Raw genomic sequence first — 22145 nt, forward strand, 5'->3', positions numbered from 1 at the left:
CTGCTTAACCGCCCAGGGTTTGCGCCTGTCGGGTGAGGCTGGCCAGCAGGCCCGCTTCCACCGCTTGCTGTTCAGCGGTCAATGCACGCATGGCGCGGTCGAACTGCCCATCGTTGAGTGGCACGCGGTGAAGGTTGCCTTGCTCGTCCACGGGCGAGGCTGGCAGGGCTTCGATCAACGCACGTATCACCGAACTGTCCAGACGGGTAACGGCTTCCTGGGTCTCATCCAGGCAGTAGAAGAGGTAGTCGTGGCCCTGTCGCCAGAAGTCGGTGAGCAACGTGAACTGCGCGGCATACTCGCGCTTTAGGTAGCTTACCCACCCCGGCTGTTCGATAAGCCATTGCAGCCGGGCATTGGTGTCGGCGTCCAGGGCGAGTACGGCGGCCTCGACCCTGTCGATGATGACCTGGTTGACTTGGGCCGTGTCACGGTAGCGCATGCCGTGGCTAGGCTCGGGGAAGCCCAGCGGCCCGGCCAGGGATTGGCGCAAGGCCAGGCGAAGCTCGATATCGTCCACCAGGCCGTTTTGCAATTCGCCGTCGGGAAACGCTGCGGGGTCATCAAGCACATCGTGAGGCGGCAGTGCTTCGTCGAATTCATGGTTTTGCAGCGCCTGTTTGCGTAGCGACCGGCGGACACTGATGCGGTCAGCCAACTGGTTGACCTGATCGCGCCGGTACAGCTTCCGATACAGCGCCAGCAACTCGCCAGGGCGAGTACCGGCGCCGCCCGCCGCCTCGTAAGCCAGCACTTCGATCTCCAGGGCACTGAAGGCGTCGGCCCCGGCATCCCCGCAGGTGGGCGGGAAGTCTTGGGCCACCGTGTTCAGGCGTTCGCGCAGCGCACTGTCCCCAGCCGCTTTTTCCAGCAACGCCCAGACACGGTTGCGCAGGCTCTGCGCATCGCGCTGTGCTTCAGCGGATTGGCTCAGGCGTTCCAGAACACCTTGCAGGTCGTTGTTCTCCCCCTGCTCGAACAGATCGCGCCACAGTTGCTCTTGGGCGTCGCTCGCCGGGTTGCGCCACAGCGCTTGCCACTCGGGCATCGCCCCCGCGTGTTCAAAAACGTTGACGCCGCTGTCACCCAGGCGTGTACGTGTTTCGGCCTCCAGGTTGTTGTAGTTGAACAGCCAGCGGCGTTCAGGCAAACGCGCTGAGACATCACGGGCAAACGGTGTACGTAGTACCCCAGGCAGGTCGGGCACGTTGCGGATGCGATTGTAAGACAGGTCAAGGTAGCGCAGCCGATACTGTGGCTGGCTCATCAGGGTGGTCAGGCCTTCGGGCCATTGCTGCAAGTCGCAGCGGTGCAGGTTGAGGTGGCTGAGGCGGGCCATGAAGCGCAGGTCGGGGGCGACTTGTAGCGGGTTGAAATCCAGGTGTAACACCTGAGGGTGGACCATGTCCTGGAAGCGTGCGGCAAGCCTTTGATCCAAGGTGATGTGGTTGTCCCCAAGGCCCAGTGCGTCCAGGCGCAGGCGGGTCAGAAATTGCAAACTGGCGTCATCCAGTTCCAGAAAATTACTGCGCAAATTGAGTATGCGCAGGCCCGGCATCGCGCCAATGGCTTGCCGAGCCGCAGGCGTGAGAGCCCGCAGGGCATTGCCGGTCAGGTTCAGATCGCGCAGCCGGGGGGCGGACCGCAGCGCCTCGAACAAGGCTTCGGCATTCATGTGCGGATTGTTGGTCACGTCCAATGCCTGCAGGTGAGGGAAGTTGGCCAGGAAAGCGCCTTCCAGGCGCTCCAGGCGCAAGCCGTCGAGCCTCAATTCATGAATATGCGGCATGGCGGCAGTCAGGGTTGGCAGCTCGCGCAAGCGAATACGCTCCAGCCATAACAGGTTGCGTTGTTCACCGCCCTCACGGCGGCAGGCGCTCATCAGGCGCTCGGCGCATTGCTGGCGGTTTCGGCGGTCTTCCAAGTCGTGCGCGTTCTCGATCCAGCGGCCCAGATCACGGTCCAGGCTGCGCTGCTCAGCTTCCAAGCGGTTGATCGTTGTGCCCAGGTCGCCGGCCTCTGCCAGCTCGGATTGCAATGCGCTGATTTGCGCAGTATCGAGTTCTGGATATAGCGCCCGCAAACGACGCGCTGCCGCCCCAGTTTGACCACGGCCACTGAGCGGGTAACCGAGCCTGCCATTGGCCAGGCGCATGGGCGAGCGGAACCCCGGTTTGATCGGTTGCTGACCCAGCAGGGCGGCACAGTGCTGCCGATCGGCAAGCGCGATCTCGAACCGTTCGGCCGCAGTGGCCAATGGGTGTTCGGCGTGCAAGGCCTGTTGCAATCGTTCACTGTCTGCATTGGCCAGGCTGTGCCGGTACAGCCCGATGAGGGCTCGGTCCAGCCTGGCGCGAGCTTGCAGCAATCGGGCTTCTTCGCCGATGCGCAGGGGCACTCGGCCTGCGGCCAGGCGCTGACGTTCAATGCTGTTGGCATGGTCGAGGATTTCGTCGAGGGCGCTGTCCGGCAGGCCTGGGAACTGGCGGGCAAGGGCCTGCGCTGCTGGGCTCTGCGGTTGACGATGGCCTTGCTGCAAACTGTCGAATATCGCCCCGCGGCGGTTGGCCAGATGCTCAGCAAGCGTGTCGTTCAGTACCGAGGCGCGTTGAGCGTGCGGGGTATCGCCAAGCATCGATTGCACCGTGGGCTCATCCATCCGCGCCAACACCGTCTGGCTCAGTGCGCCACTGTCGAGGTCGGCGCGGGTGATCTCGATCTCAATCTGCCCCGGTGAGACGGGCGGCCCGTAGCGCACTGCCTTGCCCCACGGCTCTGGGCCTTCGAAGACTTTGAGCACGTTATCCTGCGGCCACTTCGGCAGGTTGAGCAGTTCGGGCAGGGCATAGTTTTTGTGGGCCGCGAGCGGTAGGCCGTGGCGTACGTGTTCTATGAGAGTGCCCACTTCGTTGTCCAGTTGCAGGCGCAGCAGCGTGTCGACCAGCAATGCTGGGGGGCGTACGCCAGCAGCATGGGCACGGCGCAGGCTGGCCGTGTCGGTGCCGGTGCTGCGTAGGGCGGTGAGTAATTGCGCATCGTCCAGCCCGTGGCTGCGATGGCCGAGACGGCGCAGCAGCTGTATGTCGTCCCATTCGTGAGTATGTTCATGGGCCAGCTGCCAGCGGCCGTCGCCGATCGGCCGCACGTGCGGCGCATAAGCCTGAGGGGAGTCGGGGTGACGCACGCGCCAGTGCTGTTCAGGGTCCTGGAACACTTCATACAGGGTGCCCTCCAGCGCCACGTAGGCCTTGCCCTGGTGTTGGTGAAGCCCGAGTGCTTCGGGCTTTGCACCTTCGGCAAGCACCACACTGCTGGCATACGGCGCCATGTTTGGGTGCCACAGCAGTTCGCGGTCTTCCTGCCACACTGCCTTCAGCGCATCGACGAAACCGGACGCCTGGATGACCTTGGCGCCGGCGGCGAACCCGGCGAGCACTGCGGCATTGATGGCCAACGATTGCACCTGCTGCAGCGCCTGCGCGGTGTCGCCTTCCTCCCAGGCTTCGAAACCGGTGAACACCGAACTCATCAGGTCATAGGCAAATACCCCGAGCATGGCGGTGTTCAACCCTGGGACGAAGAACGCGGCGACGTTGAGTACGTTCATGCCCAGTTCGAACCAGTGTTGCAGGCGCGCGTTACGTGCTTTGGCGTCAACTTCGGCGGTGGGCACAGCGATGGTTTTGGCGTCGGCCTTCATGCGTGCCAGGTGCGCTCTGTACAGCGTCGGCCAGGGCGCATTGCCCAAGGGCGAAGGGGTAACGTGCAAAAGCGGATTGCTGCGCAGCCTGCGGTTGCCGGCCGCATCCACCTCGAACAGCGCGTGCTCCAGTTTGGCCGTCAGTTCCACTTGCCGGTCTTTATAGGCGAACTGCAGCAACGCACGGCGGAATTCGCGGCGCTGCAACCGGTGCCGCAGGTGCTGCCCGACCGCCTGGACCGAAGCAAACTCGCGCACCGAGTGCACGCTGTCGTCCGGGATGTAGAGGATGCAAGGGTTGCTCTGATTTGGGGCATCAGGCCCGATAAGCAGGATTTCGTGCAGAGGAATATCGAACAGGCTGAAACGCCAGCACTGCAGCCTGTGCTCACCATAGGTCGGTGCGGTGACATTGCTGCACAGTTGCATCAGCGCAGTGCGCCCGCGTTCGCTCAGCAGGCCCTTGAGCCAGGCAACCTGCGCCTGCACCCGCAAGCACTCGCGGCTCGCCTGAATCGACAAGCGCTCGACTTCCAGCCGGTTCGCGCCTTCATGGGTAGACTTAAGGTGGCCTTGGTACTGTTGGCCCAGGTCCAGCGCCCGGCACTGCTGAACGAAACTGGCCATGGTCAGGCCCTGCAAGGGTGACTCATCGCCGGCGCCGCGGGTCAGCCGGCTATAGGCACCGACTTCCGTGAGGCCCTCGAAGTTGTGCAGGGCGGCTTCCAACAAGCTGCGCGGTTGCGGCGCGCCGACGGGGCGGGTAGCGAGCACGTCTATCGGCTGCTCCGGTACCAACGGGTATTGTGGGTCGGGCACGCCGACCCATGGGTTGCTGATGGGCTCGAAGGGCTGGAACACATACTGTGCCTGGTCCACCGCCACGTTCAGGCCTAGGCGCTCGGTCAGCAGCGGTCGGCAGAATTCGATGATGCCTTTGAAGCCCGGCAATGCCTGGCGGAGCTGGGCGAGGCAGGTGTCACGGGTCTCGACAAGCAGTCGCAGTTGCTGGCGCTGCTCGGGTTCGGCGCTGGCGTACCAGCTGTAAGGCGTGCCATCGGCCGCCAGGTAATCCTTGCGTACCCGCTGCACGACGCGTTCGGCATGGCCGGGGTGCAGGGCTTTGCTCCATAGCGGCAGCGTGCGCGTGATCTGCGCGTGATGTAAGGGTGGAGTGCTTGTCATGGTACCGACCTCTTGAGCAGGGAGGCGGTAGTCGACCCTCATCCGTGTGCCGGGGTGCGGTAGATAATTGCCGGCAGCGGTCGGTCTCGCGCATGTACGGGTCGGTGAGGGGCCAACAGTGCAGGTGCATCTGCGAGAGGGTGGGGTAGGCCATGGCGGCCGGTTTGCAGCCAAGGGGAGCTTCTATGCGTTCGCTGTGCGGTCCCAAGGATCATTTGCTTGACCTCGACGGTATTGAAATAGCGGTACGCACTTGGGGGCCGGAAGACGGTATCCCGGTGCTGGCCTTGCATGGGTGGTTGGACAACGCCGCCTCGTTCGATCGGCTCGGGCCGTTGCTCGACGGCTGTTTCGTGGTGGCGCCGGACTTGGTCGGCCATGGCCGCTCCAGCCATCGGCGCCACGACAGCGGCTATTACCTCTGGGAGCATGCCGAGGATATGCTGGCGGTGGTTGACAGCCTGGGCCTGGCGCACTTCCATGTGCTGGCCCACGGTATGGGCAGCGGCATCGCCTCGTTGCTTGCCGCCCTGTCCAGCGGCATTTCCAGCATGACCTTCCTCGATGGCATGGGCGCGCCGTTCACGGTCGCGGAGGATGACCGCGTGCAGCATCTGGCGCGCTCCTACCGGCTTAAACGGATGGTCCAGCGCAGCCAGCTACAGGGTTTTGGCGAACCCGACGCGAGCCGCTTCGACACGATTGAAGCGGCCTTGCAGCAGCGCCGCCAGCGCCTGGACGGCGAGCTGTCGGAGGACGCTGCGCGGTTGCTGGCCCGTCGTGACCTGCTGCAGGTAGGCGACGGCTATTGCTGGCGCCACGATCCACGCTTGGTGCTGCCCGAACCCATGCCGTTGACCGAGCGCGAAGCCTGTGACCTGCTCAGCCAGATCCAATGCCCGCTGTACCTGATGTTCGGCCGACAAGGGGCCTTTAGCGGCAATGCGTACGCCCAGCGTGAAGCGGCTTTGCCTGGCCATGCGCGGGTTTCATGGCACCCTGGCGGGCACCATTTCCACCTTGAGGCACCGGACCGGGCGTTGGTCGATCAGTTGCTGCGGCTGCTGGCACGTCATGAAGGTGGCCAGTTACAGCGCTTGGTCAATGAGTAGCGAGCACGCCGAATAGTGGGCTATGGTGGCGTCTGACCTGCGCACACGCCACAAGGAGTCCCCGGCATGCGACCGTTCGCCATCAAGCACATCGACCACCTCGTCCTGCGGGTCAGCGACCTGCCACGCAGCCTCGCCTTTTATGTGGACGTGCTGGGCTGCACGGTCAGCAAGGTGCGTGAAGACCTGGGCATGGTCCACCTGGCGACGGGCACTGCCATGATCGACCTGGTCACGCTGGACGGTGTGCTGGGGCAGCCGGGTGGCGCCGCGCCGGGCGCAGAGGGGCGTAACCTGCATCATTTGTGCCTGCGTATCGAGCCCTTCGATGAGCCGGCATTGGCCGCTTACCTGCGCGCTGCGGGTGTAACGGTGGAGCCTGCCGAGAACCGCTACGGCGCCGAAGGCGAAGGGCCGTCGTTGTACTGCTTCGACCCCGATGGCAACCAGGTCGAGCTCAAAGGGCCGGTGCTGGAGGCGTCATGACGGGTTTGCAGACGCACGAGCACTGGATCGCCACGACTTAAGGCACGCTGTTCGCCCAAGAGTGGTCGCCGTTGCAGGCGCAGGGTGCCCCCATCATTCGCGGACCATAATGACGAGTTCGGCTCCCAGTCTCACCCCGAGCGCCTTGTCGCGCTTACGTCGGGCCCCGGCGTGTTGCGGCTGATACCGGGCTGTGGGCATGTGCCACACCGGAAACAGGCTGATGGGGTGTTGGCAGAAATCGGGCGCTTTCTGCGGTAAATTCCAGCTCAGAGGTTGTGGGCCCCATTACAGCCGCTTCCCTTTGCCTGATCTTCAATAATGTACACAGTGCGCATCTGCGCCGTTCGTTCAAGCGCTCCCCCGGCACTTGCCTAAACACTGGCGGCTCCAACTTTCCTGGAGTCGCTCATGCGTACCCTCTATGCCCCGGTCTTTTTGTTCGGTTTCATCAGCGCCGCACTCTGGCTCGTCGCCAGTCATGCCAGCCCCTTATGGTTGCTCCTGCTGCTGGCCGCTGCTGTCGGGCTCTCCTTCACCTGTGAACGGTTGTTCCCGTACAAGGCAGCCTGGAACCAACCTCAAGGCGAGGGCAGCCGAGATCTTTGCCATGCCCTGGTCAACGAATGCCTCAACATCGGCAGTGTGGCGACCATTCCGTTGCTGGCCGGTTGGCTACCGATGACGGGCCTGTGGCCTGCGCAGTGGCCGCTTGCGTTGCAGTTGCTGCTGGCCATCGCCGTGGCCGACCTGGGGATTACCTTGGTGCACTACGCCAGCCACCGCAGCCCATTGCTCTGGCGTTTGCATGCGGTGCACCACAGTGTCACCCGTCTGTACGGTTTCAATGGCTTGATGAAACACCCCCTGCACCAACTGCTTGAAGCCCTGGCGGGCACGCTGCCGTTGTTGTTGGTCGGCCTGCCTTGGGACGTGGCTTTGTTGCTGGCTTTCAGCGTGTCTATCCAATTGCTGCTGCAGCACAGCAATGTGGACATGCGCATCGGCTGGCTGCGCCATTTGTTCGCCTGGGCGCCAGTGCATCGGCTGCACCACTTGAAGTATGGCAGCGCCGGCGACGTCAACTTCGCGCTGTTCTTCCCGCTGTGGGATCGCCTGCTCGGTACGGCCCTGTACCTGCCGGGCTATGCGCTGGCGGACGATGACATGGGCATTGGCGACCGCCCCGATTACCCGCAGGCCTATCTCGCTCAATTGCGTGAGCCGTGGGCCGAAGGCGACGCCCACCCGCCGGCGGTACTGCCTGCGGCACTGCGCACGGCGTTAGGCGAGCGGTCGTAAGCGCAATTGGCGCAGTGCGGTGCTGGGGCTGAGCCCGAACTGGCGGCGGACGCTACGCGCGAAGTGCGCAGAGTCGGCAAACCCCGCAGCCAGTGCGGCGTCTGTGAGGCTGACGCCGCTTAGTGCCAGGCGCAACGCCACGCGCAGGCGCTGCCACAGCACCAGTCGACGGACCGACAATTTCAGTGCGCCGCTGAACAGCCGCTCCAGTTGGCTGATCGATAAGGCCGCGGTATTTGCCAGCTCACGTGCCGAAAGCGCCTGTTCGTCCAGGGCACGCACACGTTGCAGCGCTTTCGCCAGGCGAGGGTCCAGGGCCCGGCGCGGCCATTGCCGCAGGCATTCGGCCAGGCGCTGAGGGTTGTTATCGGCTTGCCGGCAAGCCTGGCCAAGGTCGGCCAGGTCGAAGGCAAGTGGCTCGGCGAAGAGCGTCAGGCAAGGCACGCCCTGGCTGATGATCGCATGCGGTTGCTGCGAAGGGATCATGACGAGCGCGCCGCTGTGGTACTGATCGCCAAGCTGTACCTCGACCTCGCCGTCGAGGGCGACCAGCACCTGATGGGCATAGTGGACATGGCTGTCGGTAGTGCCGAGGGTACTCACCAGCAGGCAATGATCACTGCCCAGCCAGATCTCGCCTTGCCAGCCTGTTGTCCGTTCGCTCATGCATCCCCCTGTGGCCGCTCGCCATCAAGCGAGTGGATATCCCAGCAAAGCCGATTATGCTTCAGATACCTTGCTGCGATTCGAGGCGGTCTGCCTCGTCGTGCTTCGCGCAACCAATGCAAGCCCTAGGGCCTGGGTGCGACGGTGAAATGGGTGTGAGGTACTCCGGCCTGCGATAACGACAAGACGGAGGCAACCGATGGCGGTTCTCGACAGCGCATCCACGGGCAGTAGCGCGCCCCAACGCGGTATCACCCGGGAGGAGCGCAAGGTCATCTTCGCATCATCCTTGGGCACGGTGTTCGAATGGTACGACTTTTACCTGTACGGCTCACTGGCCGCGATCATCGCCAAGCACTTCTTTGCCGGCGTCAATGAAACCACCTCGTTCATCTTCGCCCTCTTGGCGTTTGCCGCAGGCTTTGCCGTGCGGCCGTTCGGGGCCATTGTGTTCGGCCGCCTCGGTGACTTGATCGGGCGCAAGCACACCTTCCTGATCACCATCGTCATCATGGGCCTGTCTACCGCGCTGGTCGGGCTGTTGCCCAGCTATGCCTCGATTGGCGTGGCGGCGCCGGTCATCCTGATCAGCCTGCGCCTGCTGCAGGGCCTGGCACTGGGCGGGGAATACGGGGGCGCGGCGACCTATGTGGCCGAACATGCACCCAAGGGCCGGCGTGGCTTCTTTACCGCCTGGATCCAGACCACCGCGACCCTGGGGCTGTTCCTGTCGCTGCTGGTGATCCTGGCCTGCCGCACGGCCATGGGCACCGAGGCGTTCGAGGCATGGGGCTGGCGCATTCCGTTCTTGCTGTCGATCCTGCTGTTGGTCATTTCGGTGTACATCCGCATGCAGCTCAACGAGTCGCCGGTGTTCTTGAAGATGAAGGCCGAGGGCAAGGCGTCCAAGGCGCCGTTGACCGAGTCGTTCGCCCGTTGGGAAAACCTCAAAGTGGTGATCATGTCGCTGCTTGGCGGCACCGCCGGCCAGGCGGTGGTGTGGTACACCGGGCAGTTCTATGCGCTGTTCTTCCTGTTGCAGACGCTCAAGATCGACCCGCAGACTGCCAACTTGCTCATCGCAGGTTCGCTGCTGATCGGCACGCCGTTCTTCATCATCTTTGGCAGCCTGTCGGACCGCATCGGCCGCAAGAAGATCATCATGGCCGGTTGCATCATCGCCGCGCTGACCTACTTCCCGATCTTCAAAGCCCTGACCGAGTACGGCAACCCGGACGTGTTCGTCGCCCAGGAGCAGAACCCGATCGTGGTGGTGGCTGACCCTGGCCAGTGCGCGTTCCAGTTCGACCCGGTGGGCAAGGCCAAATTCACCAGCTCCTGCGACATCGCCAAGAGCCTGCTGGCCAAGCGGGCGATCCCGTATTCCAACGAGAAGGCCGAGCCCGGCAGCGTGGCGCAGATCCGGATTGGCGAGCGGGTTATCCCGAGCTTTGATGGCCGCAGCCTGGCCGCAGCCGACCTCAAGACGCAGAGCGATGCTTTTACCGCCACCCTCGTCGGGGCGCTGAAGGAGGCGGGCTACCCCGAGAAGGCTGACCCGGCGAAGATTCACTACCCGATGGTGCTGTTGCTGCTGACCATCCTGGTGATCTACGTGACCATGGTCTATGGGCCGATTGCGGCCTGGCTGGTCGAGCTGTTCCCGGCGCGCATCCGCTACACCTCGATGTCGTTGCCGTACCACATTGGCAACGGTTGGTTCGGCGGCTTCCTGCCGACCGTGGCGTTTGCCATGGTGGCGGCGACCGGGGATATCTACTACGGCTTGTGGTACCCGATCGTGATTGCGCTGATGACGGCGGTGCTGGGGATCTTCTTCATGCCGGAGACCAAGGACCGCGATATCAGCCACACCCGAGTCAGGCCATGAAACCCGTGTAGGAGCAGCCTTGTGCTGCGAAGAGGCCGGTGATAACAACGAAGATCTTCGCTGCTATCCCCGGCCTCTTCGCAGCACAAGGCTGCGCCTACCGAAGCGTGCATGACCTGCCTCAGTCAAAATACCCTCGTAGGGTAAAGGCGTACCCGGTATCCACCCCGGTGGCTTCCCCGCGGCTCCAGCGCTTCTTCAACACGAACTCGAACGCCGGCTCGTACAACCCGTCCCGCACCACCGCACCGCCGAGCACCTCCACGTCATACCAGCCGTTGTCCAGCTCGATGATCGGCCGCCCAGGCGCCTGGTAGCGTGCCAATAGATCACCGAGGGCCTTGTTGGTGAAGTGCTGCAGGATGCGCCAGGTGTACAGCATCAACGCGCGGTGCTCAACGCGCAGTACGTAGCCGGAACGCTGATGCTTCAGGCGGCTACCCGGCTCGCGCAGGGCAGGGGTGTGGCCATCGAGGGTGAAGATGATCCGGTAGGGCAGGTTATCGATGCCGGCAATGGGCAGTACCACACCTTCGCGCACCGCCTTGTCACCGCTGTCGTCATGGGTGAATGCGTGGGCCAAGTCGTCCGCCAAATCGTTCTCTTGCTTAAAACGCTCGAGCAACTGAATGTCGCCGACCAGGAAGTAATCGATCAGGTCGTTGAGGACCTCACTGAATTCGTGGCGCATTTGTTTTCCTTGTTGGCTGCGCAAGTAAGCAAAGGCAACTATAGCGGAGGGCGGGCCACGCGTGCCCGCCAGGCGGGGGTGACCGCTAGTGTTTCTGTGCGATCTGGATCAGGTTGCCGCAGGTGTCGTCGAACACGGCCACGGTCACTGGCCCTGCGGCGGTTGGCGGTTGAGTGAACTGCACGCCGGCCGCGCACAGACGGGTGTATTCAGCCTGGATGTCGCGCACGCCGAACGAGGTGACGGGGATGCCGTCCTGCTTGAGCGCAGCCTTGTACACTTTGGCCGCAGGGTGGGCATCAGGCTCCAGCAGCAGCTCGACGCCGTTTGGCTCGTGGGGTGAGGTGAGGGTAAGCCAGCGGTGCCGGCCCAGGGGGATGTCATGTTTGGGCATGAAACCGAGCACGTAGTGATAGAAAGCCAAGGCCTTGGCCTGGTCGTCGACAAGAATACTGGTGACAACGATCTTCATAGGCGCACACCGTTTTTTGGGACTTGTCCACTTTCATTAAAGACCTTTTGGGCAGCGCCGGGGTTCATTTCAGTGTGCAGGGGCTGGGGCATTTCCCGGTGGGTATGGGCGCAAGCAGGTTGTAGCTTGAATGGGCAGTTCACATAAACCGGAGAAATGACCATGCAAGATGAACCGAAGAACGAATCGCCATCCCTTGATCACCTCGAGCACGTGGAGGAAGTGGTAACTCAGAAAACCGTATCGTGGCGTACCCGAGGTGCAGCCCCTGTAGTCGGCGCGCCTTGTGCACCAGGCTACAAGCGCGTCGGTGACGAGTGCGTGTTAGCGAACATTCCCTTTGAGTGAGCCGCGTAACGGGGGGCGCATGGCGCCCCCCACTAAAAAACATGCTCAAGCCATAGGTAAATCCTTCATCACCCAATCCCCCGGCAGCCAGGCGCCACGTTAAAGTGACAGGCAAAATACCAGCGCGCCCAGGCGGCGCCGGAGAGGTGCCTGTGGCTTCTTATACCTTGCGACAACTCAAGTATTTCGTCACCACCGTGGAGGCCGGTAGCGTCGCCGAGGCCTCGCGCCAGCTGTACATCGCCCAGCCGTCGATTTCTACGGCCATCAAGAGCCTGGAAGAAAGCTTTGGCGTGCAGCTGTTCATCCGCCACCACGCCCAAGGTGTGTCGCTGACGCCCAGCGGCAAGCGCTTCTACGCCAAGACCAAATCGCTGCTGCAGATGGCCCATGAGTTCGAGCAGAACGCCTTGGCCGACAACGACACCGTGGCTGGGCAAATCGACATCGGCTGTTTCGAGACAGTGGCGCCACTGTACCTGCCGCGCCTGATCGCCGGCTTTCGCGAACGCTACCCAGGCGTCGACATCCGCCTGCGCGATGGCGAGCAGCAGGACCTGATCCAGGGCCTGACCGCCGGCACCTTCGACCTGGCGTTTCTCTACGACCACGACTTGGACGGCACCATCGAGGCCGAGCCGCTGATGCCGCCGCAAAAACCCTATGTACTGTTGCCCGAAAAGCACCGCTTTGCCGGGCAAAGCCAAGTCTCGCTGCGCGATCTCTGCCCCGAGCCGATGATTTTGCTGGACGTGGCGCCCAGCCGGACCTACTTCGTCAGCTTGTTCAACGAAATGGGCCTGACCCCGAACATCGTCTTCAGCTCACCGTCGATCGAGATGGTGCGCGGGATGGTGGGGCAGGGGTTCGGTTTTTCGCTGTTGGTGACCCGTCCACATTCGGAATGCACCTATGACGGGCAGCGCTTGGCGATGGTCGATATCGCCGAACCTGTGGCGCTGTCGGGGCTGGCGGCAGCCCGCTTGAAGCGGGTTCAGTTGACCAAACCGGCACAACTGTTCGTCGAGTTTTGCCGGGAAGAACTGGCCAAGTTCTAATGCCTGCCGTCGGCCTGACCTTGGTGCATCAAACGTTCAAGGGTTGACCTGGTACCCACGCCCTTGCAGGCAACCGCTGTACGCGCTGGCATGGGCCGAGCTCTGTGCTTCGCCCTGGGTACGCCGGTCCTGGCGGCGATCCTGGCGCTGGCGCATGCCCCCCACTGCCGCACCGGCAGCGGCGGTTTCACCGGCGCGGTTTTGCCGGTATTGCTGCTTGGCATCGTCACTGGCCCGGTCATACAGCTCTTCATGCTGATTGCCGCGGACTTGCGCACCCACGGCACCTGCAGCTGCGCCGGCTGCCGCGCCGCGCACCCGGCCACCGACGTGGGCATCGCTGGATGTCGAGGCGCTGTTCGCGGCATTGGTGGCGACGGTATTGCAATCATTGATGTCCAGTTGCATCTGCTGGCTGCTCTGGCCTTTCAGCGGTACCACTGACTGCGCCTGGGCGGCAGGTGCTGTGCACAGCAGCACCAGCAGGTAACTCCATGTGAGCGAACGCATGGCACACCTCCTGTGGGCGTGAACCCCCTCTCACAGGATAGTCCGCCTGGGCGGATTCTCAGCAGGGGTTGCGCAGCCCCTTGAGCATCAGTTCCATGGCGTCCAGGGCCTGCTCAAGCCGTTGGCCTTGGCCCTCTTCTTCGGCAATCCAGAATGCCGTTTCTGCCAGGCCCCCGCAGATCAGCGACGCCAACGCCTGTGGATTGGCCTGGGCGACCACGCCCTGCGCCATCAACTGCTCCAGCATGCTGCGCAGCGAGGCGACGCAGTGCAGCTGCGCTTGCGGGGTAGGGGCACCCAATACGGCACGCCCATCGCGCAACACGATGCGCTGAATCTCCGGCTCGCGGGCCATTTCCAGGTAGGCGCGGCAGCGGTTGCGAAAGCCCTCCCAGGGGTCGCTGGCCGTGTCAGAGATCGCATGCAGTCGCGCGTCCATTTCTGCGTCGATTTGCGCGATAACGGCGGCCAAAAGGCCCTTCTTGTCGCCGAAGTGATGATAAAGGGCGCCACGGGTGAGGTTGGCCTGGGCCGTCAAGTCGTCCATCGATGTCTCACCATAGCCACGTTCGCTGAAAACCTGGCGTGCAGTCTCCAGCAGGGTGGCTCGGGTCTGTTCCATGTCGGCGCGGGTACGTCTGACCATTGGGGCTCCTGAAAGTACGGCTTTACATTCAGTGCGTATGATAATAGGGTTTTAATCATACGGCTTGTATGTAAGCCGCTTTTTTCGATACGGAGAGTCGATCATGCTCAACCCTTACCGCCAGCTGTTCCAGGCAAAAGGCACGGCCGGCTTTGCCTTGGCAGGCCTGGTGGCACGTTTGCCTTTGCCGATGACGGGCATCGGCATCATCACCCTGCTCTCGCAGCTACGCGGTAGCTATGCCCTGGCGGGGGCCGTGGCGGCGACGTTCGTGTTGACCTATGCGCTGATGTCACCGCAGGTGTCCCGCTTGGTCGACCGGCACGGGCAGCGCCGTGTGCTGCCCGCCGCTGCAGGCTTGTGTGTAATGGGCCTGCTGGTGCTGCTGGCCTGTACTTGGTGGCAAGCGCCCGATTGGGGGCTGTTCGTCGGGGCCGCGTTGGCAGGCTTCATGCCGAGCATGTCGGCGATGGTCCGTGCGCGCTGGACGGCGCTGTACCGGGGCACGCCGCAGTTGCAGGTGGCGTATTCCCTGGAGACGGTGCTCGACGAGGTCACGTTCATTGCTGGGCCACCGGTGTCGGTGGGGCTCTGCGTGGGCGTGCTGCCCCAGGCCGGGCCATTGGTCGCGGCGCTGCTGTTGGCGATCGGGGTGTTCGCCTTGGTCGCTCAAACCGGTAGCGAACCGCCCGTGGATGCAGACGCGGGAGCATCGAAAGGCCAGGGCTCGGTGTTGCAGCACTGGGATGTTCGGCTGCTGGCGTTGCTGATGGTGGCCATGGGCGTGATCGTGGGCAGCGTCGACATCGTCAGCGTGGCCTTTGCCGAACAGGCCGGCATGCCGGCAGGGGCCAGCGTGGTATTGGCGTGCTATGCCGTCGGTTCCTGCGCTGCTGGCCTGGTATTCGGGGCCTTGAAATTGCCAACGGCCTTGCACCGGCTGCTGTTGCTCGGTGGCCTGGCGACGGCAGTGACGACTTTGCCGTTGCTGCTGGCTGACAGCGTCTTCGGGCTTGCTGCCGCCGTCTTGCTGGCGGGCCTGTTCTTTGCGCCGACGCTGATCGTGGCGATGTCACTGGTGGAGCGCAGTGTGCCCGCACAGCAGCTGACCGAGGGCATGACTTGGCTGCTGGCGGGGTTGAATGTCGGTGTCGCGCTGGGGGCGTTGGCGTCAGGGCAGGTGGTCGACCTGCTGGGCGCCAAGGCGGGTTACCAAGTCGCGGTGGTCGCGGGTGTAGCGGTCGCGTTGGTGGCGCTATGCAGCTACCGACGGCTGGGCACAGTGGCCTTCGCAAGGCGAATGCCACTTGGGTGATCAGGCTGCAACCGGGCACGTTGCAAGGCCGCCCCAAGGGGCTGCAGGCGCGTATCAGTTCATGTTACTGCCCGCCTGGACTTTGGCGCTGCTGGCGGTGTCTTGCACGCGTTCGGCTTCGTCCTGTGGCAGGTGATCGAACTCGCGTAGGCCGTTGTTGCGGTAAGGGTCACCGATCCAGCGCGGCACAACCTCAAACTGCGGGTTGACGATGCTTTTGGCAGGCTCGTAAAGGTCATAGCTGAGCCCGGCCAGATCGGACAGCGTGTGAATCAGGTGCGAACTGCTGTAGGCACGGTTGGCCGTGGCCTGCAGGTCGCGCGGGTGGGCCGCTTGCCAGCTCGGTGAGGTCCACAGCAGGAACGGGATGGTGTACATCGGCCGGGTTGGGGCGCCTTCGTTGCGCCCCAGGCGGTCGTGATCGCCCGAGCTGTAAACATCCTCACCGTGGTCGGAGAGGTACAGCAAGAAGCCGTTGGGGGTGGTGGCCGAGTAGCGCTTGATCAGGCTCGACACCACGTGGTCGTTGTAGCGCACTGCGTTGTCATAGAAGTTGTAGGTTTCCACCTCGCTGGGCGAAAGCTTGGCCGGCACGCCCTGGCGATCGCTGAAATGCTGGAAGGCATTGGGGTAGCGGTAGCGGTAATCCATGTGCGTGCCCAGCAGATGGATGATGATGAACTTGTTCGGTGCAGGGTCTTGCAAGGCTTTCTCGAACGGGTCCAGCACCACTTCGTCGTACTGGCTGGCGTTCTGGTTGCGCTGGTTGTTCAGGTAGACCGGCACGTCCGTTTGCTGGGAGAAGGTGGTCAGCATGGTGTTGCGCTTGGTCATGGTCTGCTGGTTGGTGATCCAGAAGGTCTTGTAGCCTGCCTGTTTCATCAAGTTGATCAGCGACGGGTCGGTGAGGAAGCGGTCCGGGTGCTGTTCGTCACCAAAGGTCAGGATCTGCTGCATCACTTCGATGGTGTAGGGGCGTGGCGACACCACGTTGCTGAACACCGTCAGGCCCTTGTCGCTGGCGGCCAGCGCATCGAGGTTGGGCGTGGTATCGCGCGGGTAGCCGTACAGGTGCATGTGCTCGCGGGTGGTCGATTCGCCCAGCACCAGGACCAACGTGCGCGGCGCGTCACCGCTGCTGTTGCGCAGGTTCTGCAAGGGCGGCAACGCAGCGTTCTGCGCCAACAGTTCCTGCATGTTGTTCAGCTGTTGGCGGTATTGCTTGTAGCCGACCAGCAACTGCCACGGCACGGCAGGTTCCATGCGCTGCTGAACCTTTTCGGCAGCGTCGGCAAAGTTGCGTTCCTGGGTGACCATCTGTTTGTAGAAGGGGTATACCAGGTTGGCCAGCAGCAGCAGGACAACCACCGGAATGCGGCTGCGCAAGGGCAGCGTGACCGGGCGCACGCGCTTGTACAGCAGCACGGCCACCACGGTATACAGCAGCAGCGCCAGGCCCAGCCAGAGGCTGAAGTATTGGCTGAAATACTCGCCAGCCTCCGCGGTATTGGATTCGAACATCACGAAGATGACGCTTTGCGAGAACTCCTGGCGATAGATGCCGAAGTAGCTCAGGCCGACCAGCGAGGCGGCCCACAGCACCAGGCCGATGACTGCCGCGGTGGCGCGGGTAAAGCGCGGCAGCAGCAGTACAGGGGCCAGCCACAGGCTGCTGAGAAACAGCGCATCGCGAAAGCCGGCAAAGCCAGTGGTGCCACTGAACAGCAGCAGCGCCTGGGTAACGCCGGAGAAATACCAGAAGAACAGCAGGAGCCAGCCCAGGCCGGCCCAGTCCACGCCTTTGCGCGTGAGGTTTTTTTTAATAGCTGACACGTATGCCTCGTAGAACCTTGGCAGCCACCCAATGTGCGCGTGGCCGGAAAGGGCGTGACGCTAATCTGAAGGTTGTGAAAATAACGTCAAGGCGCAGCGCAACGAGACGGGAGGCATGCCCGTCCGGGGCGTTTCAGGTGGGTAGCCAAGCAAGACCAGTGCAGCCCACAGGCTCAGGTTGAGCATCTGCGCGATCTTGTCGCCACCGCCGTCGGGCAACTGGGTGTTGACCTTGAGGAAGTACACACAGACGGCATAGGCCAGCCCCGACAGTACCCTATAGATGACGCCCTTCATGCCCAGCGCACTGCTCATTTCGGGCATCAGCAGCAGGTACAGCCCGATAAAGGCCAGGGTGATCGAGACGAGGAAGTTGGCCGAGGGGCGTTCCTTGAGCAGGTAAAAACCCAGGATGGTCATGAAAAACACCTGGGTACCCGTTGAATCCAGGTGCGTGTCGCCCACGCCCAGCGCCTGTTGCGTGCAGGCCTGAGCATCGCCGATGCCGCCATCGCGTGCGGGTTCTTCGACCAGAGCCATTTGAACCGGGCATTCAAAAAGGTGGTGGGGCTGACGCCGGGCAGTTTTCGTAGCGGATATTCGCGGGTTTGATTTCTCAGGCGTACAGGTATGATGACTGCAGCGTAACCAGACCTACAGGCCATTGGACCATGAACCGTCGTAAGAAGATCAAACAGTTGATGCAGGCGCATGCCAAGAAAGCCAGTGCCAAGCTGGCGCCGAAAAGCAAGCCCAAGTACATCAGCAAAGCTGACCGGTTGAAGCTGGCAGAGGCTGCCGAAACCACAGTTGTCGAATCGCCGAGCTGATAAAACAGAATGGAACCCGGCCCGACCATCGGCCGTTATGCATTTCCCTGTAGGAGCAGCCTTGTGCTGCGAAGAGGCCGGTGACAGCACAGTAAATCTTCGCTGCTGTCACCGGCCTCTTCGCAGCACAAGGCTGCTCCTACACAGTGCGTAAGGTCAGGCCAACTGGTACGTGGTTTTTACCCGGGTGAAGAACTGCCGTGCGTGAGTGCCCTGCTCTCGTGAGCCCAGGCTCGATGCACCATTGCCACCAAATGGCACGTGGTAATCCACGCCCGCCGTGGGCAGGTTGACCATGACCATTCCCGCCGAACTGTTGCGCTTGAAATGCTCGGCATGGCGCAGCGACGTGGTGACGATCCCGGCCGACAAACCAAACGTGGTGTCCTCGGCAGCCGCAAACGCCTCGTCATAGTCCCGCACCTTCAGCACACTCAGCACCGGGCCGAAGATTTCTTCGCGGTAGATGCGCATCTGTGGCGTCACGTCGGTGAACAGTGCGGGCGTGAACAGGTATGCCCCAGCCTCGTTGTCGATGCGCTCCCCGCCACACACTAGCTTCGCGCCTTGCTCAAGGCCTGAGGCCACGTACGACAGGTTCTGCTCCAACTGCCGGCTATCGACCACGGGGCCGATGTCGGTGGTGGGCTGCAATGCATCGCCCACGTTCAGCGCCCGGGTACGCTCGGCCAGGCGCGCCACGAACGCGTCATGAATACCCGCGGTGACGATCACCCGGGAGCTAGCCGTGCAGCGTTGGCCGGTGCTGTAGAACGAGCCGTTCAATGCCACCTCCACGGCCTGCTCCAGGTCCGCATCGTCCAGCACGATCAATGGGTTTTTGCCGCCCATCTCCAATTGCACTTTCTTCATGCCATCGGCCGCCAGCCTGGCGATCTGCCGACCGGTGTGCTCGGAGCCGGTGAAGCTGATGCCATCGACCAGCGGCGAGCGGATCAGGGTGTCACCGACGCTGCGCCCCGGCCCGATCAGCAGGTTGAACACACCGGCGGGCAAACCTGCCCGTGAGATGATTTCGGCCAGCACCCAGGCCGAGGAGGGCACCAATTCGGCCGGCTTGAACACCACGCAGTTGCCGAAACACAGGGCCGGGGCAATCTTCCAGGCCGGGATGGCGATCGGGAAGTTCCACGGCGCGATGATGGCGACCACGCCCAGCGGCTGAGTGAACACGTCGATGCCCACGTCCTGGCGTACAGACTGGTATTTCTCGCCTTCGGCGCGCAGAGCTTCCTGGGCATAGAACTTGAACGAGCGGCCGGCACGGTCGACTTCGCCCAGTGCCTCACGCACCACCTTGCCTTCTTCGCGGGCCAGCAGTGTGGCCAGTTCTTCTCGGCGGGCGAGGATTTCGCTGCCGATGAAGTCCAGCGCATCGGCGCGTTGCTGCGGGTTGCTGCGCGCCCAGGCGGGAGCGGCGCGGCGGGCAGCAAGCAGGGCCTGTTCGGTCAGTGCCTGATCGGCGCGGGCGAAGCGCTCGACCACTTCGCTCGGGTTGGACGGGTTGCGGTTTTCCAGCACATCGTTGCCGCCTGGGGCGACGAAGGCGCCATCGACATAGCTGCTCTTGGTGACCAGGGTCATGCGGTTCGGCTCCTTTTTACGTTGGCTTGGCGGGCGACGAAGTCGCTGATGTTGTCCACGGCGCTGTCCATCAATTGCTGCATGGCATCTTCACTGCTCCAGGCGATGTGTGGGTTGAGCAAGAAATCATCACGCTCGATCAGCTGGAACAGCGGGTTGCTCGGGTGCAGCGGCTCATGTTCGACCACATCCAGCGCCACACCGCCCAGGCGGCCGTCCCGTAGCGCCTGGATCAGCGCGGCTTCGTTGACCACGCCGCCACGGCCGGTATTGACCACCAGGGCGTCGGGCTTCATCAAGGCCAGTTGTTCGGCACCAATGAGGTTGTAGGTGTCGGGCGTCAGCGGGCAGTTGATCGACAGCACGTCGCAGCTGCGCAGCAGTTCGGCCAGCGGTCGGCAGTCCAGTCCCTGGCGCTTGCCGCCCCGGTCTTCGAACAGCACCTGCATGCCAAAGGCCCGCGCCAGGTGCGCCAGGCGCAGGGCGATCGGGCCGCTGCCGATGATTGCCAGTTGCTTGTCGCGCACGTCACGGATGCGGTGGTTGAAGTAGATGTTCTGCTGCGGCTTCTCGCCCGCATGCACTTGGCGCATCAAACGCGTGAACGCGGCCGGGCGGCGGAACAGTTCGAGAATCATCGCCAGGCTGTGCTCGGCCACGGTATTGGCGGCATAGCCCGGTACACTGGCCACTTCGATGCCATGGGTATTGCAGTAATCGACATCGACGATATCGCGGCCGGTGAGGGCCAGCGAAATCATCTTCAGTTTTGGCAACTGGCTCAGGTGTTCCTCACGCAGTGGCACGCTGCAGGTAAAGGCGATGGTTGCGTCTTTGAGGTGTTCGAGCACCTGCTCGGGGTGGGTGTACGCAAACTGCTGCCAGGTGTGCTCGCAGGCCGGGCGCTTAAGGCGGGTGGAGGGCGCCAGGCCCTCGTCGTCGAGCAGTACGATGTGTTCGCTCACGGTCCGTTTCCTTATTTTTTCTGGGCCGGCACGTAGCCGGCCGGGGCCATGGCCACCAGGCGACGGGTGAGGAAACCGGCGTCCTGATCATGGTCTTCGAGGGATTCCTTGCGGACCAGGGCGTCACGCACCATGTGCGCGCCAAAGAAGCGGAACGGCTCTGGTGGCAGCATTTTCATCTTCTGGTTGACCAGGCCGCAGTTGGCCCATTCGTCATTGGCATGCTCGACCAGCGACTTGATGATGCGGCTGGCAAACACGGTGGTGGCCACGCCATTGCCAGAGAAGCCGATGCCGTAACTGATGTTCTGGTGGTGATCGAGGTAGCCGAAGTTCGGCAAGCCCTTCATGGCCCGGTCGATGGGGCCGGTCCAGCTGCTGACGACCGGTACATCGGCAAGTTGCGGGTACAGCCGGCGCAGCTCGGCAGCCACTTTGTCGGCAGCAGGGGAAGGCTTCTCGTAGAGGTTGCCGATGCGTCCGGCATACGCGAACTGGCCCAGCGGCTTGCCGAAGACTACGCGGCCATCAGGGGTGTTGCGCCAGTAGTTGAGCACGGTGCGCGAGTCGGTCATGCATTCGCCGCGGCTGAAACCGATGGCATCGAGCTTGGCCTTGACGGGTGCTGTCGCCACCATGTCGCTGGACATGATCGCGATCATCCGGCGCAACTCCGGGAACTGCGCGCCCCAAGCGTTGAGTGCCAGCACCACGTGCTTGGCCTTCACATGGCCCTTGGCGGTGTGCACCACCGGGTTGGCGCCACGTTGCAGGTGGGTGAATGGCGATTTCTCGAAGATCTGCACACCAAGCTTCAGCGCCACCCGGCGCAGGCCCCGCGCGAGCATGGCGGGCTGCACGGTGGCGGCGTTGGGGTCGTAGATGCCACCCAGTACCAGCGGTGAGCCGACGCGCCCGCGAATGGTCTGGCGGTCAAGCTCTTGGAACGGGTTGACGTCTAGCTTTTCCAGGCCATCGGTCAGCACCCGCCAGGAATTCATCTGGCGTTGGTTGGTGGCCGTCCACAACCAGCCATCCTTGCGGTACTGCGCGTCGATGCCGTGTTCCCGGCAGAAGCTGCCGATCTCGTCGATGGCCGACTCTGCGGCCTCGCAGATGCGCCGCGCCTCGACGTCGCCGCAAATGGTCCGCACCGACAGGTACTTGCCCCACCAGTTGGTGGCAACGCCGCCGTTACGTCCGCTTGCGCCTGAACCACAACGGTCGCGTTCGACGATGACGATGGTTTTTTCCGGGTGGGCCTGTTTCAGGCGGATGGCCGACCACAGGCCAAGGAAGCCACCGCCGACAATGCACACGTCGGCTTGAATCGAGTCCTGCAGGGCAGGGGCGAGGTCGCTGTCCAGGTCCAGCGCCTGGGCATACCAGAATCCACGGTACATGAGGGGTGCCTCTGAGCATGTTTGTCTTGTGTACACATGATGCTCAGTGCGGCCGGGGCGCGATATTACAGTCATGACAATTGATAGGACGTGGGCGCGTGCCTGGAGGAGGCGTTCTGAAAACCCT

At 63.0% G+C, this 22145-nt stretch carries 18 protein-coding genes and 1 pseudogene; 8 read left to right on the top strand and 11 right to left on the bottom strand.

Going from position 1 to position 22145, the window contains the following annotated elements:
- Window positions 1–4: 4 nt before the first annotated feature.
- Window positions 5–4885 carry an NEL-type E3 ubiquitin ligase domain-containing protein gene (locus tag HU764_RS09075; RefSeq protein WP_186703202.1) on the bottom strand — a complete coding sequence of 1627 codons (4881 nt, stop codon included), beginning with the start codon at window positions 4883–4885 and terminating at the stop codon, window positions 5–7.
- 185 nt (window positions 4886–5070) lie between these two features.
- Between HU764_RS09075 and HU764_RS09080 the strand changes: the two genes are divergently transcribed.
- The 3 genes from HU764_RS09080 to HU764_RS09090 all read left to right on the top strand — a co-directional run bounded on the left by HU764_RS09080 (window position 5071) and on the right by HU764_RS09090 (window position 7785).
- A complete protein-coding gene (locus HU764_RS09080) occupies window positions 5071–5997 on the top strand; it encodes an alpha/beta fold hydrolase (protein ID WP_186703201.1) in 927 nt (308 codons plus the stop codon).
- A gap of 66 nt (window positions 5998–6063) precedes the next feature.
- Window positions 6064–6483, top strand: coding sequence for a VOC family protein (locus tag HU764_RS09085; RefSeq protein ID WP_186679795.1), 420 nt, complete (start codon window positions 6064–6066; stop codon window positions 6481–6483).
- 411 nt (window positions 6484–6894) lie between these two features.
- Window positions 6895–7785, top strand: a complete 891-nt coding sequence (locus HU764_RS09090; RefSeq protein ID WP_186703200.1) for a sterol desaturase family protein — start codon at window positions 6895–6897, stop codon at window positions 7783–7785.
- Here the strand turns inward: HU764_RS09090 and HU764_RS09095 are convergent.
- Complete coding sequence (locus tag HU764_RS09095) at window positions 7768–8451, bottom strand: helix-turn-helix domain-containing protein (RefSeq protein ID WP_186703199.1); 684 nt, start codon at window positions 8449–8451, stop codon at window positions 7768–7770. The two genes, HU764_RS09090 and HU764_RS09095, sit on opposite strands and share 18 nt — an antisense overlap.
- Window positions 8452–8650: 199 nt before the next feature.
- Here HU764_RS09095 and HU764_RS09100 point away from each other — a divergent pair, with 199 nt between their 5' ends.
- Entirely contained in the window at window positions 8651–10342 is a 1692-nt protein-coding gene (locus HU764_RS09100) for an MFS transporter (RefSeq protein ID WP_186703198.1), read from the top strand.
- 121 nt (window positions 10343–10463) lie between these two features.
- Here the strand turns inward: HU764_RS09100 and HU764_RS09105 are convergent, their stop codons facing one another.
- Both HU764_RS09105 and HU764_RS09110 read right to left on the bottom strand, forming a co-directional pair.
- Entirely contained in the window at window positions 10464–11033 is a 570-nt protein-coding gene (locus HU764_RS09105) for a hypothetical protein (RefSeq protein WP_186703197.1), read from the bottom strand.
- A gap of 85 nt (window positions 11034–11118) precedes the next feature.
- Window positions 11119–11505: a VOC family protein gene (locus HU764_RS09110; protein WP_027596218.1), complete on the bottom strand. Its 387-nt coding sequence runs from the start codon at window positions 11503–11505 to the stop codon at window positions 11119–11121.
- Window positions 11506–12005: 500 nt separating this feature from the next.
- Between HU764_RS09110 and HU764_RS09115 the strand changes: the two genes are divergently transcribed.
- Window positions 12006–12911: a LysR family transcriptional regulator gene (locus HU764_RS09115; protein WP_027596219.1), complete on the top strand. Its 906-nt coding sequence runs from the start codon at window positions 12006–12008 to the stop codon at window positions 12909–12911.
- A 36-nt stretch (window positions 12912–12947) separates the two neighbouring features.
- Here HU764_RS09115 and HU764_RS09120 read toward each other — a convergent pair whose 3' ends face one another.
- Window positions 12948–13421: a YMGG-like glycine zipper-containing protein gene (locus HU764_RS09120; RefSeq protein ID WP_085273138.1), complete on the bottom strand. Its 474-nt coding sequence runs from the start codon at window positions 13419–13421 to the stop codon at window positions 12948–12950.
- Between the two features lie 58 nt (window positions 13422–13479).
- Entirely contained in the window at window positions 13480–14067 is a 588-nt protein-coding gene (locus HU764_RS09125; protein WP_027596221.1) for a TetR/AcrR family transcriptional regulator, read from the bottom strand.
- A gap of 103 nt (window positions 14068–14170) precedes the next feature.
- Between HU764_RS09125 and HU764_RS09130 the strand changes: the two genes are divergently transcribed.
- Window positions 14171–15382, top strand: a complete 1212-nt coding sequence (locus HU764_RS09130; RefSeq protein ID WP_186703196.1) for an MFS transporter — start codon at window positions 14171–14173, stop codon at window positions 15380–15382.
- Between the two features lie 54 nt (window positions 15383–15436).
- On the opposite strand, the gene HU764_RS09135 is transcribed toward HU764_RS09130, so the two are convergent.
- Window positions 15437–17215, bottom strand: a complete 1779-nt coding sequence (locus HU764_RS09135; RefSeq protein WP_217835002.1) for a phosphoethanolamine transferase CptA — start codon at window positions 17213–17215, stop codon at window positions 15437–15439.
- 141 nt (window positions 17216–17356) lie between these two features.
- A pseudogene (locus tag HU764_RS27930) lies at window positions 17357–17656 on the bottom strand (DMT family transporter); the annotation flags it as partial.
- Window positions 17657–17665: 9 nt separating this feature from the next.
- On the opposite strand from HU764_RS27930, the gene HU764_RS09145 reads away from it, so the two are divergent.
- Together HU764_RS09145 and HU764_RS09150 are read left to right on the top strand one after the other, a co-directional pair.
- On the top strand, window positions 17666–17827 hold the full coding sequence (locus HU764_RS09145; protein WP_338109066.1) for a helix-turn-helix domain-containing protein: 162 nt from the start codon (window positions 17666–17668) through the stop codon (window positions 17825–17827).
- A gap of 59 nt (window positions 17828–17886) precedes the next feature.
- Window positions 17887–18045, top strand: a complete 159-nt coding sequence (locus HU764_RS09150; RefSeq protein WP_081717545.1) for a DUF2986 domain-containing protein — start codon at window positions 17887–17889, stop codon at window positions 18043–18045.
- A gap of 156 nt (window positions 18046–18201) precedes the next feature.
- Here the strand turns inward: HU764_RS09150 and HU764_RS09155 are convergent, their stop codons facing one another.
- The 3 genes from HU764_RS09155 to HU764_RS09165 are packed head-to-tail and all read right to left on the bottom strand — an operon-like array spanning window position 18202 to window position 22018.
- Window positions 18202–19650 carry an aldehyde dehydrogenase family protein gene (locus HU764_RS09155; RefSeq protein WP_186703195.1) on the bottom strand — a complete coding sequence of 483 codons (1449 nt, stop codon included), beginning with the start codon at window positions 19648–19650 and terminating at the stop codon, window positions 18202–18204.
- Window positions 19647–20615, bottom strand: coding sequence for an NAD(P)-dependent oxidoreductase (locus HU764_RS09160; RefSeq protein ID WP_186703194.1), 969 nt, complete (start codon window positions 20613–20615; stop codon window positions 19647–19649). Before HU764_RS09160 ends, HU764_RS09155 begins: the two co-directional genes overlap by 4 nt.
- A gap of 11 nt (window positions 20616–20626) precedes the next feature.
- On the bottom strand, window positions 20627–22018 hold the full coding sequence (locus tag HU764_RS09165) for an NAD(P)/FAD-dependent oxidoreductase (RefSeq protein WP_186703193.1): 1392 nt from the start codon (window positions 22016–22018) through the stop codon (window positions 20627–20629).
- Window positions 22019–22145 lie beyond the last annotated feature (127 nt).

Origin of the sequence: Pseudomonas kermanshahensis (assembly GCF_014269205.2) — a bacterium.
GTDB lineage: Bacteria > Pseudomonadota > Gammaproteobacteria > Pseudomonadales > Pseudomonadaceae > Aquipseudomonas > Aquipseudomonas kermanshahensis.